The sequence below is a fragment of the Achromobacter sp. SIMBA_011 genome, assembly GCF_046535435.1.
Lineage (GTDB): Bacteria > Pseudomonadota > Gammaproteobacteria > Burkholderiales > Burkholderiaceae_B > Achromobacter > Achromobacter dolens.
In genome coordinates this window covers 42,510-57,135 of the sequence record NZ_JAWRWN010000005.1, presented here as the reverse complement: position 1 = coordinate 57,135, position 14,626 = coordinate 42,510, and the positions used below count along the sequence as shown (strand labels likewise).

15 protein-coding genes are annotated in these 14,626 nt (G+C 66.0%); 12 read left to right on the top strand and 3 right to left on the bottom strand.

From position 1 onward, the window contains the following. The first annotated feature begins 64 nt into the window (after positions 1 to 64). The 4 genes from queA to SB816_RS18475 all read left to right on the top strand — a co-directional run bounded on the left by queA (position 65) and on the right by SB816_RS18475 (position 4,840). On the top strand, positions 65 to 1,120 hold the full coding sequence (gene queA, locus SB816_RS18490; protein ID WP_006386645.1) for a tRNA preQ1(34) S-adenosylmethionine ribosyltransferase-isomerase QueA: 1,056 nt from the start codon (positions 65 to 67) through the stop codon (positions 1,118 to 1,120). Next, positions 1,117 to 2,253 (top strand): tRNA guanosine(34) transglycosylase Tgt, encoded by a 1,137-nt coding sequence (tgt, locus tag SB816_RS18485; protein WP_054417124.1) that lies wholly within the window; start codon positions 1,117 to 1,119, stop codon positions 2,251 to 2,253. The genes queA and tgt overlap by 4 nt, the downstream gene beginning before the upstream one ends. 321 nt (positions 2,254 to 2,574) lie before the next feature. Further along, on the top strand, positions 2,575 to 3,660 hold the full coding sequence (locus tag SB816_RS18480) for a hypothetical protein (protein ID WP_144655349.1): 1,086 nt from the start codon (positions 2,575 to 2,577) through the stop codon (positions 3,658 to 3,660). A gap of 25 nt (positions 3,661 to 3,685) precedes the next feature. Continuing rightward, positions 3,686 to 4,840 (top strand): hypothetical protein, encoded by a 1,155-nt coding sequence (locus SB816_RS18475; RefSeq protein WP_269874483.1) that lies wholly within the window; start codon positions 3,686 to 3,688, stop codon positions 4,838 to 4,840. Here the strand turns inward: SB816_RS18475 and SB816_RS18470 are convergent. Both SB816_RS18470 and SB816_RS18465 read right to left on the bottom strand, forming a co-directional pair. Then, positions 4,799 to 5,032: a type II toxin-antitoxin system RelE/ParE family toxin gene (locus SB816_RS18470; RefSeq protein ID WP_231132849.1), complete on the bottom strand. Its 234-nt coding sequence runs from the start codon at positions 5,030 to 5,032 to the stop codon at positions 4,799 to 4,801. The genes SB816_RS18475 and SB816_RS18470 overlap by 42 nt on opposite strands. After that, positions 5,019 to 5,315 (bottom strand): type II toxin-antitoxin system RelB/DinJ family antitoxin, encoded by a 297-nt coding sequence (locus SB816_RS18465; protein WP_064522932.1) that lies wholly within the window; start codon positions 5,313 to 5,315, stop codon positions 5,019 to 5,021. The genes SB816_RS18470 and SB816_RS18465 overlap by 14 nt, the downstream gene beginning before the upstream one ends. A gap of 370 nt (positions 5,316 to 5,685) precedes the next feature. Here SB816_RS18465 and yajC point away from each other — a divergent pair, with 370 nt between their 5' ends. The 5 genes from yajC to SB816_RS18440 all read left to right on the top strand — a co-directional run bounded on the left by yajC (position 5,686) and on the right by SB816_RS18440 (position 10,565). Beyond that, positions 5,686 to 6,027, top strand: coding sequence for a preprotein translocase subunit YajC (gene yajC / locus SB816_RS18460; RefSeq protein ID WP_006390891.1), 342 nt, complete (start codon positions 5,686 to 5,688; stop codon positions 6,025 to 6,027). Positions 6,028 to 6,141: 114 nt separating this feature from the next. Continuing rightward, entirely contained in the window at positions 6,142 to 8,022 is a 1,881-nt protein-coding gene (secD, locus tag SB816_RS18455) for a protein translocase subunit SecD (protein WP_054500983.1), read from the top strand. Between the two features lie 51 nt (positions 8,023 to 8,073). After that, positions 8,074 to 9,009 carry a protein translocase subunit SecF gene (gene secF, locus SB816_RS18450; RefSeq protein ID WP_054500982.1) on the top strand — a complete coding sequence of 312 codons (936 nt, stop codon included), beginning with the start codon at positions 8,074 to 8,076 and terminating at the stop codon, positions 9,007 to 9,009. Positions 9,010 to 9,138: 129 nt separating this feature from the next. Beyond that, the gene (locus SB816_RS18445) at positions 9,139 to 9,816 is read left to right on the top strand and encodes a VOC family protein (protein ID WP_144655351.1); all 678 of its coding nucleotides are present in this window, start codon (positions 9,139 to 9,141) and stop codon (positions 9,814 to 9,816) included. 35 nt (positions 9,817 to 9,851) lie between these two features. Next, positions 9,852 to 10,565, top strand: a complete 714-nt coding sequence (locus SB816_RS18440) for an alanyl-tRNA editing protein (protein WP_410547362.1) — start codon at positions 9,852 to 9,854, stop codon at positions 10,563 to 10,565. Positions 10,566 to 10,643: 78 nt separating this feature from the next. Here SB816_RS18440 and SB816_RS18435 read toward each other — a convergent pair whose 3' ends face one another. After that, positions 10,644 to 11,405: a phosphatase PAP2 family protein gene (locus tag SB816_RS18435; protein ID WP_175147124.1), complete on the bottom strand. Its 762-nt coding sequence runs from the start codon at positions 11,403 to 11,405 to the stop codon at positions 10,644 to 10,646. A gap of 165 nt (positions 11,406 to 11,570) precedes the next feature. Between SB816_RS18435 and miaB the strand changes: the two genes are divergently transcribed. From miaB to ybeY, 3 genes are read left to right on the top strand one after another with little or no spacing between them, the layout of a single operon-like run. Beyond that, entirely contained in the window at positions 11,571 to 13,004 is a 1,434-nt protein-coding gene (miaB, locus tag SB816_RS18430; protein ID WP_054500977.1) for a tRNA (N6-isopentenyl adenosine(37)-C2)-methylthiotransferase MiaB, read from the top strand. Then, the gene (locus SB816_RS18425; protein WP_054500976.1) at positions 13,001 to 14,026 is read left to right on the top strand and encodes a PhoH family protein; all 1,026 of its coding nucleotides are present in this window, start codon (positions 13,001 to 13,003) and stop codon (positions 14,024 to 14,026) included. Before miaB ends, SB816_RS18425 begins: the two co-directional genes overlap by 4 nt. Next, on the top strand, positions 14,016 to 14,489 hold the full coding sequence (ybeY, locus tag SB816_RS18420; RefSeq protein ID WP_410547361.1) for an rRNA maturation RNase YbeY: 474 nt from the start codon (positions 14,016 to 14,018) through the stop codon (positions 14,487 to 14,489). The genes SB816_RS18425 and ybeY overlap by 11 nt, the downstream gene beginning before the upstream one ends. Positions 14,490 to 14,626 lie beyond the last annotated feature (137 nt).

Here is a 14,626-nt window from a genome sequence, read left to right as displayed (position 1 = left end):
GCCGCCCCATCCGGCGGCCCGGCGGCCGGCCCAGGCCGCGCCCGCCCCTGATACCGATACCCGCGTGCAAGCCCTTACCGTTTCCGATTTCGACTACGAGCTGCCTCCCGAGCTCATCGCGCAGACGCCCGCCGCCCAGCGCACGGGCAGCCGCCTGCTGCACCTGGATGGCGCCAGCCAACTGCATGACCGCCAGTTCGCCGACCTGGAAAAACTGCTGCGCCCCGGCGACCTGCTGGTGTTCAACGACACCCGCGTCATCAAGGCGCGCCTGGCCGGCCACAAGATCACCGGCGGCAAGGTCGAGGTGCTGGTCGAGCGCATCACCGACACCGACCGCGCCCTGGCGCACGTGCGCGCCAGCAAGTCGCCCGGCGCCGGCATGGTGCTGCGGCTGGCCGACGCCTTCGACGCCACGGTGCTGGGCCGCGAGGGCGAGCTGTTCGACATCCGCTTCCCCGGGCCGGTGCTGGAGTTGCTGGACGCGCACGGCGCGACGCCGCTGCCGCCCTACATCACGCACGCCGCCGACGCCGGCGACGACGACCGCTACCAGACCGTCTACGCCCGCGAGCCGGGTGCCGTGGCAGCGCCGACCGCCGGCCTGCACTTCGACCAGCCCACCCTGGACCGCCTGGCGGCGCTGGGCGTGGAACGCGCCTTCGTCACGCTGCACGTGGGCGCCGGCACCTTCCAGCCGGTGCGCGTGGACAACCTGGCCGACCACGTCATGCACGCCGAATGGTTCACCGTGCCGCAGGCCACGGTGGACGCCATCGCCGCAACGCGCGCCCGCGGCGGCCGCGTGATCGCGGTCGGCACCACCAGCGTGCGCGCCCTGGAATCGGCCGCCGCCCAGACGGAGGGCCGCACCGCCCCCGGCCTGCCGCTGGCCGCCGCCCAAGGCGACACGCGCCTGTTCATCACCCCCGGCTACCAGTACCGTGTCATCGACGCGCTGGTCACCAACTTCCACCTGCCCCAGTCGACCCTGCTGATGCTGGTCTCGGCGCTGGCCGGCGTCGAGCCGATCCGCCGCGCCTACGCCCACGCCGTCGCCCAGCGCTACCGCTTTTTCAGCTACGGCGACGCCATGTTCATCGAATCCCCCGCCCCATGACCGGACTGAATTTCGAACTGCTCGCCACCGACGGCGGCGCCCGCCGCGGCCGCATCACGCTCAACCACGGCGTGGTGGAAACGCCCATCTTCATGCCCGTGGGCACCTACGGCAGCGTCAAGGCCATGATGCCGCACGAGCTCAAGGAGATCGGTTCGCAGATCGTGCTGGGCAACACCTTCCACCTGTGGCTGCGCCCGGGCACGGAGATCATGGAAAAGCATGGCGGCCTGCACGGCTTCATGCAGTGGGACAAGCCGATCCTGACCGACTCGGGCGGTTTCCAGGTGTTCAGCCTGCAGGGCATGCGCAAGATCACCGAGGAAGGCGTGAAGTTCGCTTCGCCCATCGACGGCGCCCGCCTGTTCCTGACGCCCGAGGAATCGATGCGCATCCAGCGCTCGCTGAACTCGGACATCGTCATGGTGTTCGACGAGTGCACGCCCTACGAGATCGACGGCCGCCCCGCGACCGTCGAGGAAGCGGCCCGCTCGATGCGCATGTCGCTGCGCTGGGCGCGCCGCTCGCGCGAGGAATTCGACCGGCTGCAGAACCCCAACGCGCTGTTCGGCATCGTGCAGGGCGGCATGTACGAATCGCTGCGCGACGAGTCCCTGGCCGGCCTGCAGGACATCGGTTTCCACGGCTACGCCATCGGCGGGCTGTCGGTGGGCGAGCCCAAGGAAGACATGATGCGCATCCTGGCGCACGTGACGCCCAAGCTGCCGGCCCAGGCGCCGCGCTACCTGATGGGCGTGGGCACGCCGGAAGACCTGGTCGAGGGCGTGAGCCGCGGCGTCGACATGTTCGACTGCGTCATGCCGACCCGCAACGCCCGCAACGGCTGGCTGTTCACCCGCTTCGGCGACGTCAAGATCCGCAACGCCAAGTACCGAGACGACACCCGCCCGCTGGACCCGAGCTGCGCCTGCCACACCTGCGCCAACTTCTCGCGCGCCTACCTGCATCACCTGCAGCGCGCCAACGAGATCACCGGCGCGCGCCTGAACACGCTGCACAACCTGCATTTCTACCTGACCATCATGAAGGAAATGCGCGAGGCCATCGCCGAGGGCCGCTTCGAGGCCTGGCGCGCGCAGTTCGCGGCCGACCGGGCGCGCGGGGTGGAGTAGCGCGGGGGCGGGGCGGGTATGCGTTTCGTCTCAAAGCAGCGTTGCCGTGCGCAAGCAGTACCGCGTCACATAGGTAGCGGGCAGGCATCGATGACGGCGACTTGATGGGGGTTCGTCCGCTTTAGCCGCATTGGCGCTTTTGTCACCTTGACCATCGATATACGGTATTGGGCATTGTCCCGCTAGTCCTGCGGGCTTCTGAAGCATGCGGACGCAATGACCAAACGAAATCGAGGGTGGGTTTTCGCCGCGATGTTGACGGCGGCTTGCGTCTTGCCATTGTGGTGGTCTCTTCTCACACCACCGCCCCCGAATCGCGATGTGAAAGCGAAGTCCACGGCCGAGGTAGCAACACCCACCACGCAGACCCTCTTCTCGCCCCCCAATGGCGGCCGTGAAATCCGTTCGCTGAGCATTCATCCGAATGGCAGCGACTGGTTGTTCGTCGAGTGCGTTGAGCGGATTCATCAGCGTTGTGACGTAATGCGCTATCAGTTGACGACAGGCCGCTTGTATCGTTACGGATTACCTGAAGGCTTTCGCTACACGTACGCACACTATTCGCCTCAAGGGCGCTACATCGTAATGTCACGTCGGAAGATTCCGGGTGACTCCGAAGACGAGGAGCGCCGTTCGCTGAATGAATCTGAAATTGCGCTGATGCCCAGCGAAGGCGGTGTGCTGACGATCATTCCGGCGGCGCAAGGAAACAAGTTATCCCCTTTCATGTCTCTGGACGAGACGAAAATCGCATTCTGGCGCAGTGCGCGCTTGGTGCCACCCGGTCGGCGTGTGCGGCTCCTAGAGTTCGATCTCTGGGAATTTGACCTTTCAAGCGGCACGGAACGGCCTTTCTCGGGTTTGTTCAAGTTTGTCGAAGGGGGGCAGGCGCAGTACGTTTCGGACGACGAAATTCTCCTCCAATCCTACGGCCCGTCTGGGCTCTTCGCCGATTACCACGATCGCTATGGGGGTAGCGAGATTTATCGAATGAGACGTGGAGACGACAAGGTGCCAGTCCCATGTGCCTTTGATGGAATCTCGCATGCTGAACTGCCGTCGCAGGACCGGGCTGGCCATCTTTGCCTCCAGGGACAAACGCATCGCCATGGCTTGAGTGTGATCCGCCTGTCCTCGCAAGGCGAGCGGCAAGGGTGGCAGTTAATGCCTGCGGATTCGGGGTCGATATTTGAGCCTCGCGAATTGCTATGTGCGCCCGGCGGCGGCTATATCGCGACGATCTACATGGATCAGCCCTCCACTCGGGGCAACAGGCTTGGAGGAATGGCCATGCTGGATATCGCTACTACCACATGGTCTGCGATCCAACTGCCTTCGTGGGCAGATGCAGAGATCATCCCTGTGACAGTCTCATCCAGACTGGGCAATAACGAAGTGAAACCGTAGTGCTTGACGATTAGCGTGAACGAAGATGGCTTCCGAATACGGCGATATCAGGCTCCTCAACCCCCATTGGGATGAACTGGCCAGTCTTGTTCCCATATATGGCAATTGGTGCGGGCCCGATTGGTCCGCGGGGCAGCGCGGTGGAGAACTGAGTCGGGACGAGCTTGTTCGAGGAGCGGTGTTCAAACGCCCGGGAGTCGATGGAACCACGCAGGAAAGTCCCCTGGATGCGATGTGCAAGGACCACGATCTGGCCTATTTTGATGCCAAAGGTCAGCCGGACGAAGCCATGCAAAAGCTCAAGGCCGACGCAGCCCTGATGGCGAGGCTCTCTCAACTGGATCAGCGAAGCCTGCCGGAAGTTGAGCAGACCTATAGCAAACTGATGGCCTTCGCCTTTGCCGAGAAAATCTGGAATTTCGATCTTCCCGCCCTCGGCTACCAATTCGTGAAGAGTGTATTCGGCGACCTGATGGCATCCATCGAAATGGGATTTGGCGGTATCGACGGGCTTATCTACACAGATCAGTTCGGAACGACCATGAGTGGTTCAAGTTATCACGGGAACGTGATGGGCCTTGATCGTGAGGGGAATGACGAGTGCGTGTCGTATGTGCTGTTTACTTTGACCATCGCCGGAACCAACCGGCAGGGCGTGTCCGTGACTTACTACAAGGATGCCTATTCAGCGATCCACAGCATCACTTCTCTGCATGACGGCGCGGTTATTGCCGGAAGCGACACGATAACTACAACCCTCGACGATGGTTCAGTGTTCGTGCAAGTTGGAGCATCCGCGCCAGTTACGATTCCCCCCTGGCCTGCTGGCGCTCTACCGCCGCCCGAGTTTACGGAAAAGATGCCCCCCGCTTCGGCTGCTAGCATCGCGCCGTGGCTCGGAGACGAATGGCCAATATTTCCCGGGGATTTCGGGCTGGTGGATGGCCCTGATTTTCCGACAAAGGCGATGGAACCATCGGGAGACGCCTCCACTCCCCGCTATTTCGCCGAGGTAGTGGAACCCGAAGGCCCAGGCGACTTAATGGGATTGCCATCGCCGTCTATCGTGGTCGAAGGGAATTCTGCGGACGAGTGGATCAACCCAAAATGGGATTCGTTCGATTGTGACAGGGCGGACTTAGATAAATATATGAGCTATTTTTGCGATAGCCTTCTCTGACGCACAACTCCTAGCGATCAAGATATCCAGCGTGCACGGGCACGACAGCGCGGGACAGGCTGGCAGTTGCGCCGCCTTCGTTTCAATATCGTCTTTCAGACGCTGGGCAGCGTCTGGATTGTCATCCGAGATGTAGTCGACTATGGCCAACAGATCGGCCCTGGCGACAGACGACCACTCAACTGCGGGCACGGCGCTTCCTGTCGATCAGCGCCTGGGCCTCGTCCATGACCTGCCGGTGCGGAACGGCCGGCCCGGTGTCGGCCAGGGCTTCCTGGACTTTGGCGCGGAACCACGCGTCGTGCGCCGGGGCATCGGTGGTCAACCCGGCGGGCAGGCCGCCCTCCTTGACCACCCGCGTGAGCAGGATGCGCACGGCGTCGGAAATCGTCAGGCCGAATTCGGCCAGCTTTTCGGTAGCGTCGGCTTTGAGCTTGTCGTCCACGCGGACGTGGAGCATCGAGGTCTGGGGCATGGCGATTCCTGCAATAGTGTCGAGCCAATGTATCTCAATTGAGATACTTTCCCGCCAGCAACCGCGCATTTTGCATCCACCATACAGGGAGAACCCGAACAAGGACTTTTGTTTCGCGTTTCCGCCCTCATCACTGCGCACAGGACGAACTCTACGCCAGAACGGCCGCCCCGCCGCCGGGCCGCCCCAAGGCGGGGCAGCCCCCTCGGGGGGCAGCTAGCGCACGAAGTGCGCGCGGCGTGGGGGCCCTTAAACCTCGCTACAATAGTCGGCTTGCCCTATCCATGGCTCGCGCGGGGATGGGCGCAGAACAAGATCGTCGACAGCACGATACAAACAAACCCAAACAGACCAAACGCAGGAGAATTACATGTCCGCTATCGATACCGCCAGCCTCGTCGTGGCCCAGGCCGCTCCCGAAGGCAATGCGCTGATGGGCATGCTGCCCATCATCCTGATGTTCGTGATCCTCTATTTCCTGATGATCCGTCCCCAGATGAAGCGCCAGAAGGAACACCGCAACCTCATCGCCGCCCTGGCCAAGGGCGACGAAGTCGTGACCGCCGGCGGCATGCTGGGCAAGGTCACCAAGGTGAACGACAGCTACGTCACCGTCGAAGTCTCGGAACTGGCCGACAAGCCGGTCGAGATCATCATGCAGAAGTCGTCGGTGTCGACCGTTCTGCCCAAGGGAACCATCAAGGCCCTGTAAGCGTCCCATAGGAGCTCCGCCGCCGGGCCCCGGGCCCGACGGCAGCCGCCCCGCCGCCCGCCGCGCCAGCCGCCCGGGCGGCCTTTTCTCCACTCTTACATGACGTAGCCGGCAATGAACCGCTATCCCCTCTGGAAGTACATTACGGTCCTGATTGCGGTCCTTATCGGCCTGCTGTATACGCTTCCCAATTTCTACGGCGAGTCGCCCGCCGTCCAGGTTTCCAGCGCCAAGGCCACCATCAAGGTGGATCCGGCCATGCGTGACCGGGTCGAGCAGGTACTGGCCGACGCCAAGATCCCCAACGACGGGGTCTACTACGAACAGAACGGCACGCTCGGCACCGTGCGCGCCCGCTTCACGTCGACCGACCTGCAACTGCAGGCGCGCGATCTGATCGACAAATCCCTCAACACCGTCCAGGGCGACCCGCACTACACCGTGGCGCTGAACCTGCTGCCGGCCTCGCCGAGCTGGATGCGCGCCATGGGCTGGTTCGCCCCCAAGCCCATGTACCTGGGCCTGGACCTGCGCGGCGGCGTGCACTTCCTGCTGCAAGTGGACATGCAGGGCGCGCTGACCGCCCGCTACGACTCGCTGGCCGCCGACGTGCGCTCGGTGCTGCGCGACCAGAAGGTCAACGTGGCCGGCGTCGAGCGCTCCGGCATGAGCGTGGCCGCAAGCTTCGCCAACGCGCAGGACCGCGACCGCGCCATCTCGACGCTGCGCAGCCGCCTGCCCGACCTGGAATTCACCGAAAGCGAAGAGAACGGCAAGCTGCTGCTGCTGGGCGCGCTGAACCCGGCCGCCGTCACCCGCGTGCAGGACTCGGCCCTCAAACAGAACATCAACACGCTGCACAACCGGATCAACGAACTGGGCGTGGCCGAACCGGTCATCCAGCAGCAGGGTTCGGACCGCATCGTGGTGCAGCTGCCCGGCGTGCAGGACGTGGCCAAGGCCAAGGAACTGCTGGGCCGCACCGCCACGCTCGAAATCCGCATGGTCGACGACTCGCCCGCCGCGCAGGCCGCGCTGCTGGGCGGTTCGGTGCCGTTCGGCCTGGAGCGCTACTCCGACCGCGACGGCCGCCCGATCCTGGTGCGCCGCCAGGTGGTCCTGACCGGTGAGAACCTGCAGGACGCCCAGCCCGGCCGCGATTCGCAGACCCAGCAGGCCGCCGTGCACCTGACGCTGGACTCCAAGGGCGCGCGCATTTTCCGCGACGTCACCCGCGACAACATCGGCAAGCGCATGGCCATCCTGCTGTTCGAGAACGGCAAGGGCGAAGTGGTCACGGCCCCCGTCATCCGTACCGAAATCGCCGGCGGCCAGGTGCAGATCTCGGGCAGCATGAGCTCCGAGGAAGCCGCCGACACCGCCCTGCTGCTGCGCGCCGGCGCGCTGGCCGCGCCGATGTCGATCATCGAGGAACGCACCATCGGCCCGAGCCTGGGCGCCGACAACATCTCGAAGGGCTTCCATTCGACGCTGTACGGCTTCCTGGCGATCGCCGTCTTCATCATCATCTACTACCACCTGTTCGGCGTGTTCTCGACCGTCGGCCTGACCCTGAACGTGCTGCTGCTGCTGGCCCTGCTGTCGATGCTGCAGGCCACGCTGACGCTGCCGGGCATCGCCGCCATCGCGCTGACACTGGGCATGGCGATCGACTCGAACGTGCTGATCAACGAGCGGATACGGGAAGAATTGCGCAACGGGGCAACGCCACAGCAGGCCATCCACCATGGCTTCGAGCGCGCCTGGGGCACGATCCTTGACTCCAACCTCACCACGCTGATTGTCGGCCTGGCCCTGCTGGCCTTCGGTTCCGGCCCGATCCGCGGCTTCGCGGTGGTCCATTGCCTGGGCATCCTGACCTCGATGTTCTCGTCCGTCGTGGGCGTGCGCGCGCTGGCCAACCTCTGGTACGGCCGCAAGAAGAAGCTCACGTCGATCTCCATCGGCGAAGTCTGGAAGCCGAAGACCAACTGAACATGCGCGCGGGCGGCCACGCCGCCCGCCGCCGAATAGCCAGGGCAAAACATGGAATTTTTCCGGATTCACCGCACCATCCCGTTCATGCGCCACGCGCTGGTGCTGAACATCATCAGCCTCGTCACCTTCGTGGCGGCGGTCTTCTTCATCATTACGCGCGGCTTCCACCTGTCGATCGAATTCACCGGCGGCACGGTCATGGAAGTCAACTACGCCCAGACGGCGCAGCTTGAAAACGTGCGCGGCGTGGTCTCGAAGCTGGGCTACACCGACTTCCAGGTGCAGAACTTCGGCACCTCGCACGACGTCATGATCCGCCTGCCCCTGCAGGAAGGCCAGACGTCGGCCACCCAGAGCGAAACCGTCATGGCCGCGCTCAAGGCCGCCGACCAGGGCGTGGAGCTGCGCCGCGTCGAGTTCGTCGGTCCGCAGGTCGGCCAGGAACTGCTGCACAACGGCCTGATGGCCCTGCTAGTGGTGGTCATCGGCATCATGGTCTACCTGGGCTTCCGCTTCGAATGGAAGTTCGCGGTGGCCGGCGTGATCGCCAACCTGCACGACGTGGTCATCATCCTGGGCTTCTTCGCCTTCTTCCAATGGGAGTTCTCGCTGTCGGTGCTGGCGGGCGTGCTGGCGGTGCTGGGCTACTCGGTGAACGAATCCGTGGTCATCATGGACCGGATCCGCGAGAACTTCCGCAAGTACCGCAAGGCGGACGTGCAGGAAGTCATCAACAGCGCCATCACGCAGACCATCTCGCGCACCATCATCACCCACGGTTCGACCCAGATGATGGTGCTGGCGATGCTGTTCTTCGGCGGCCCCACCCTGCACTACTTCGCCATGGCCCTGACCATCGGCATCTGGTTCGGCATCTACTCGTCGGTGTTCGTCGCCGCCGCGCTGGCCATGTGGATGGGCGTCAAGCGCGAAGACCTGGTCAAGCCGGTCAAGAAGGAAGGCGAGGAAGGCGAAGTCGCCTGAGCCGTTTCCCCCTTTTTGGAAAACCCGCCGCGTGGCGGGTTTTTTTATGCTTGGCAAGGCCACTGTATAGACGCCCTGCCCACGCGCTGTACGGGTACGGCCGCCCCCTTATTCGCTACCATAGGCCTCATGAAACTCGCTCTCGATCATCTCGTCGTCGCCGCCGCCGACCTGGACAGCGGCACGCGCCACGTGGCCGACCTGCTGGGCATCGCGCCCACGGGCGGCGGCGCGCATCCCCGCATGGGCACCCACAACCGCGTGCTGGGCATGACGGGCGGCGTGTACCTCGAAGTAATCGCCATCGACCCGGACGCGCCCGCGCCGCAGCGGCCGCGCTGGTTCGGCCTGGACCAGCCGGCCATGCGGGCGCGCCTGGCCGAAGGGCCGTTCCTGGCGCACTGGGCGGCGCGAGTCGAGGCGCCCGCTGACCTGAGCGCATGGCAGGCGCGGCACCCCGATCGCATCGCACCCGCCATCCCCATGACCCGCGGCGACCTGCGCTGGCGCCTTACGGTGCCCGACGACGGCAGCCTGCCGGCCTGGCGCGAAGCGGGCGCAACGGCCGGCGACGGCCTGCTGCCGACCCTGATCCAGTGGGATGTGGACGCCTATCCCGGCGTCAGCCTGCCGCGCCAGCCGCTGACCCTCGTGGCGCTGGCCGGCACCCACCCGCGCGCGGCGCTGCTGCGCCAGGGGCTGGCCTGGCTGGGCGCGGACGCGCTCATCGCCATCGAACAGGCCGACGGCCTGCCACGCCTGCAGGCCGCCATCGAGACCGACCGGGGCATCCGGATCCTGGCCTGACCCACACCACACGGAAAGACAACGGAGACATCCCCATGAGCGTCACCCTCAAGCGCTTCGACGACGCGCCCTACGAGCAGCAGTGCGAGGCCACCGTCATCGCCGTCGGCGCCGACGGCGTCGAACTGGACCAGACCCTCTGCTACGCCCGCAGCGGCGGGCAGGCCGGCGACAGCGGCACGCTGACGCTGGCCGATGGCCGCGCGCTGCCGGTGGCCGACACCGTCTACGCCGACGACCGCCGCCGCATCCTGCACGTGCTGGCCGAGGGCGCCGCGGCGCCGCAGGTCGGCGACCGCGTCACCGTGCGCATCGACTGGCCGCGCCGCCACCGGCTGATGCGCCTGCACACCTGTCTGCACCTGCTCGGTTCGCTGGTGCCGGCGCCCGTCACCGGCTGCAGCATTTCGCCCGACTCGGCCCGCATCGACTTCGACCTGCCCGAGTCGACGCTCGACAAGGCCGACCTGACCGAGCGCCTGAACACGCTGATCCAGGCCCGCACCGACGTCACCGTCAACACCATCACGCCCGAGGAACTTGCGGCGCAGCCCGATCTGGTGCGCACGGTCGGCGCCGCCCCGCCCGGCGGCGCGACGCGCATCCGCATCATCGAGATCCCCGGCGTGGACCGCCAGCCCTGTGGCGGCACGCACGTGGCCAACACCGGCGAGATCGGCCCGGTCATGGTCACCAAGATCGAAAAGAAAAGCCGCACCAACCGCCGCGTGGTGGTGGCGTTCGCCTGAACCTTGCCGCCAATGAAAATGGCCGCCTGCATGGCGGCCATTTTCATTGAAGTCCGTCTGCGGCGCCTCGCGGCGCGCTCAGCCCTTCTTCCACCAGCGCCACGGCGCGCGCAGCGGCCATTGGTACTTGCTACAGAGCACCCGCGGCGCCAGCAGGTGACCCACGGCGATGGCGATCGCGGCGGCGGTCAGCACGTCGGACAGGTAGTGATCCAGGTTGACCAGGCGGCTGGCGGCGACCAGCGCGGCCAGCGACAGGAAGGCCCAGCGCCAGCGCGGCGCCAGGATGCCGAGCGTCACCGCCACCGCGAAGGCGGCGTAGGTGTGGCTGGAAGGAAAGGAATTGAACTGATTGGCGCGCGAGAACGACTCGCCCAGTCCGTAGATGCCCTTCTCGAAGAACAGCTCGGGACGGGCGCGCGCCACCAAGCGCTTGAGCACCAGCACCACCAGCCCGCCGACCGCCATGGTCGACAGCATCAGCAGGCTGCCGCGCGCCATGCTGGCGTAGCTCATGCGCACCGGATTGCGCCAGCCGCGCGCCAGGCCGACCAGGCCGACGATGTAGAACGCCAGCGCCACGCCGATGTAGCGGCCGCTTTCGCCCATTTCGCCGATCCACTCGAACGAGGTATTGACCCCGTCGCTGACCGATTGCCGGATCCAGATCGCCAGCGGCAGGTCGACCCACAGGGCGCAGACCGCGGCCACCAGCGCCACCCCGAGACCGGCCAGCAGCCAGGCGGAGGTCGACAGCGGATTGCGGAACTCGTCCGTCGCGGCGGCTGCGGCGCCGGGCGCGAGCGTGGCGGCCGGCGGAAGGGAGGGATTCGTCGTCATCGGACCGGTCGCGTAAAGATAATTGTTCTCGGAAAGGGAATCTGCGAGGGCCAGCTATCGTAACCCTGCATTTCGTCTGCATGAAGGAAATTTGCAGCAAGGGGTAAAATTCCGCTTTTCCCCTCTCCACTGCCCCCGGGATCTACACCCGTCACGGCGACCGACATGCAAGAAACTTCCCTCAAGCGCGTGCCTCACGCGCAAGACGGCGCCGCCGCCGTCCCGCCCGCCCCCGCCACCGGCGCTCCCCGCAAGCTTTACATCCGCACCTTCGGCTGCCAGATGAACGAGTACGACTCGGACAAGATGGCCGACGTGCTGCGCGGCGACCAGGGGCTGGAACTGACCGACAATCCGGAAGAAGCCGACGTCATCCTGTTCAACACCTGTTCGGTGCGCGAAAAGGCCCAGGAAAAGGTCTTTTCCGACCTGGGCCGCGTGCAGCACCTGAAAAAGACCAACCCGAACCTGGTGATCGGCGTGGGCGGCTGTGTCGCCAGCCAGGAAGGCGAGGCCATCGTCAAGCGCGCGCCCTATGTGGACGTGGTGTTCGGCCCGCAGACCCTGCACCGCCTGCCCGACCTGATCCAGCGCCGCCGCGCCGAAGGCCGCTCGCAGGTCGACATCAGCTTCCCCGAGATCGAGAAGTTCGACAACATGCCGCCGCCGCGCGTCGACGGCGCCACCGCCTTCGTCTCGATCATGGAAGGCTGTAGCAAGTACTGCAGCTTCTGTGTCGTGCCCTACACGCGCGGCGAGGAAGTCTCGCGGCCGTTCGACGACGTGCTGGTCGAAGTGGCCGACCTGGCCGACCAGGGCGTCAAGGAAGTCACCCTGCTGGGCCAGAACGTCAACGCCTACCGCGGCCGCATGAGCGACAGCGACGAGATCGCCGATTTCGCCATGCTGCTGGAATACGTGCACGAGATTCCCGGCATCGAGCGCATCCGCTACACCACCTCGCACCCCAAGGAAATGACCCAGCGCATGGTGGACGCCTACGCCCGCCTGCCCAAGCTGGTGTCGTTCCTGCACCTGCCGGTGCAGGCCGGCAGCGACCGCGTGCTGGCGGCCATGAAGCGCGGCTACACCACGCTGGAATTCAAGTCGGTCGTGCGCCGCCTGCGCGCCGCGCGTCCCGACCTGACGCTGTCGTCGGACTTCATCGTCGGCTTCCCCGGCGAGACCGAGGAAGACTTCGAAAAGACCATGAAGCTGATCGAGGACGTCGGTTTCGACACCTCGTTCTCGTTCGTCTACTCGCGCCGCCCCGGCACGCCGGCCGCCGACCTGCACGACGACACGCCGCAGGACGTCAAGCTGCGCCGCCTGCAGCGCCTGCAGGCGCTGATCAACGAGCAGGCCGCCGCCATCGCCCGCAACATGATCGGCACCCGCCAGCGCCTGCTGGTGGAAGGCCCGTCGCGGCGCGACCCGAACGAGCTGATGGGCCGCACCGAGAACAACCGCATTGTCAACTTCGCCGCGCCCGCGCGGCTCATCGGACAGATGGTCGACGTCATCATCACCGAGGCGCACACCAATTCGCTGCGCGCCCGGGTGGCCGACGTCGACCGCGACTCCCAAGAGGCCGAATGACCACTTCCCGCCCCCGCGCCCGCCGCAGCCTGCCCGCCGTCGTCATCCTGGACGGCGACAACACCCACCTGGCCAACCTGTGCGGCCCGCTGGACGAGAACCTGCGCCAGCTCGCCGACGGCATGGGCGTGAAGCTCTCGCGCCGCGGCAGCCGCGTCACCATCGAAGGCGACAAGGCCGAACTGGCCGGCCGCGTGCTGCGCCGTTTCCATGAGCAGGCCGTGCATCGCGCGCTGTCGGTCGACGACATCCAGCTCGGGCTGGTCGAGATCGGCGTCGGCCGCCAGGAAGAGAAACTGCAGGACGCGCCGGCCCGCGAGGCCGACCCGCTGCCGGCGCTGGACGACGACAGCGACGCCATCGCCCTGCGCACCAAGCGCAGCGACCTGCGTCCGCGCACGCCGCGCCAGCGCGACTACCTGAACAACATCCTCAAGCACGACATCACCTTCGGCGTGGGTCCGGCCGGCACCGGCAAGACCTGGCTGGCGGTGGCCTGCGCCATCGACGCGATGGAGCGCGACACGGTGCAGCGCCTGGTGCTGACGCGCCCGGCGGTCGAAGCCGGCGAACGGCTGGGCTTCCTGCCCGGCGATCTGGCGCAGAAGGTCGACCCCTACCTGCGCCCGCTGTACGACGCCCTGTACGACCTGATGGGCTTCGAGAAAGTGCAGCGCCTGTTCGAGAAACAGACCATCGAGATCGCGCCGCTGGCCTACATGCGCGGCCGCACGCTGAACCACGCCTTCGTCATCCTGGACGAGGCGCAGAACACCACGCCCGAACAGATGAAGATGTTCCTGACGCGCATCGGCTTCGGCAGCAAGGCCGTCATCACCGGCGACCCGTCGCAGGTGGACCTGCCGCGCGGCCAGGAAAGCGGCCTGGCGCACGCCGTCAAGGTGCTGCACGACGTGCAGGGCATCGCCACCACCCGCTTCACCAGCCGCGACGTGGTGCGCCATCCCCTGGTGGCGCGCATCGTCGATGCCTACGACCGAGCGGCGGAAAATGACGCCTGACCTGTCCCTTTCCGTCCAGTACGGGGTCGACGAGCCCCGCCTGCCGCGCTGGCGCCTGCGCCGCTGGGCCGAGCGGGCGCTGGCCGCCGCGGCCGAGGATGGCCTGGTGGACTTCAGCGCCGCCGAGCTCAGCATGCGCCTGGTGGGCGCGGCCGAGGGGCGCCGCCTGAACCGCGATTTCCGCCAGCGCGACTACGCCACCAACGTGCTGACGTTCGAATACGGCGTGGATCCGCTGGGCGTGGCGCGCGGCGACATCGTGATGTGCGTGCCGGTGCTGGTGCGCGAGGCGCGCGAACAGCGCAAGGCGCTGCTGGACCATGCCGCCCACCTGACGCTGCACGGCGTGCTGCATTCGCTCGGCTACGACCACATCAAGGCGCGCGACGCCCGCCGCATGGAAGCGCTGGAAACCGCCACGCTGGCCCGCATGGGCATCGCCGACCCCTACCAGGAGCGCTGATTCCGCCCCTCGGGTCAACCCTGAGCAATCGACGCGAAATGGCGGCCTGCAAGGCGCAGATCGCGTCGGTTGGCCCCATTTTCGCGGGCCGCGTTACAAATTGCGCGCCAGATTCGGTTATGCTGACCCCTCCCTAA

Coding starts and splice junctions, on each gene's coding strand:
- SB816_RS18475 (WP_269874483.1), top strand. CDS start 3,686: ATGGCTTCCGAATACGGCGATATCAGGCTCCTCAACCCCCATTGGGAT.
- SB816_RS18445 (WP_144655351.1), top strand. CDS start 9,139: ATGAAACTCGCTCTCGATCATCTCGTCGTCGCCGCCGCCGACCTGGAC.
- secD (WP_054500983.1), top strand. CDS start 6,142: ATGAACCGCTATCCCCTCTGGAAGTACATTACGGTCCTGATTGCGGTC.
- secF (WP_054500982.1), top strand. CDS start 8,074: ATGGAATTTTTCCGGATTCACCGCACCATCCCGTTCATGCGCCACGCG.
- SB816_RS18440 (WP_410547362.1), top strand. CDS start 9,852: ATGAGCGTCACCCTCAAGCGCTTCGACGACGCGCCCTACGAGCAGCAG.
- tgt (WP_054417124.1), top strand. CDS start 1,117: ATGACCGGACTGAATTTCGAACTGCTCGCCACCGACGGCGGCGCCCGC.
- ybeY (WP_410547361.1), top strand. CDS start 14,016: ATGACGCCTGACCTGTCCCTTTCCGTCCAGTACGGGGTCGACGAGCCC.
- SB816_RS18435 (WP_175147124.1), bottom strand. CDS start 11,405: ATGACGACGAATCCCTCCCTTCCGCCGGCCGCCACGCTCGCGCCCGGC.
- SB816_RS18425 (WP_054500976.1), top strand. CDS start 13,001: ATGACCACTTCCCGCCCCCGCGCCCGCCGCAGCCTGCCCGCCGTCGTC.
- miaB (WP_054500977.1), top strand. CDS start 11,571: ATGCAAGAAACTTCCCTCAAGCGCGTGCCTCACGCGCAAGACGGCGCC.
- SB816_RS18465 (WP_064522932.1), bottom strand. CDS start 5,315: ATGCCCCAGACCTCGATGCTCCACGTCCGCGTGGACGACAAGCTCAAA.
- yajC (WP_006390891.1), top strand. CDS start 5,686: ATGTCCGCTATCGATACCGCCAGCCTCGTCGTGGCCCAGGCCGCTCCC.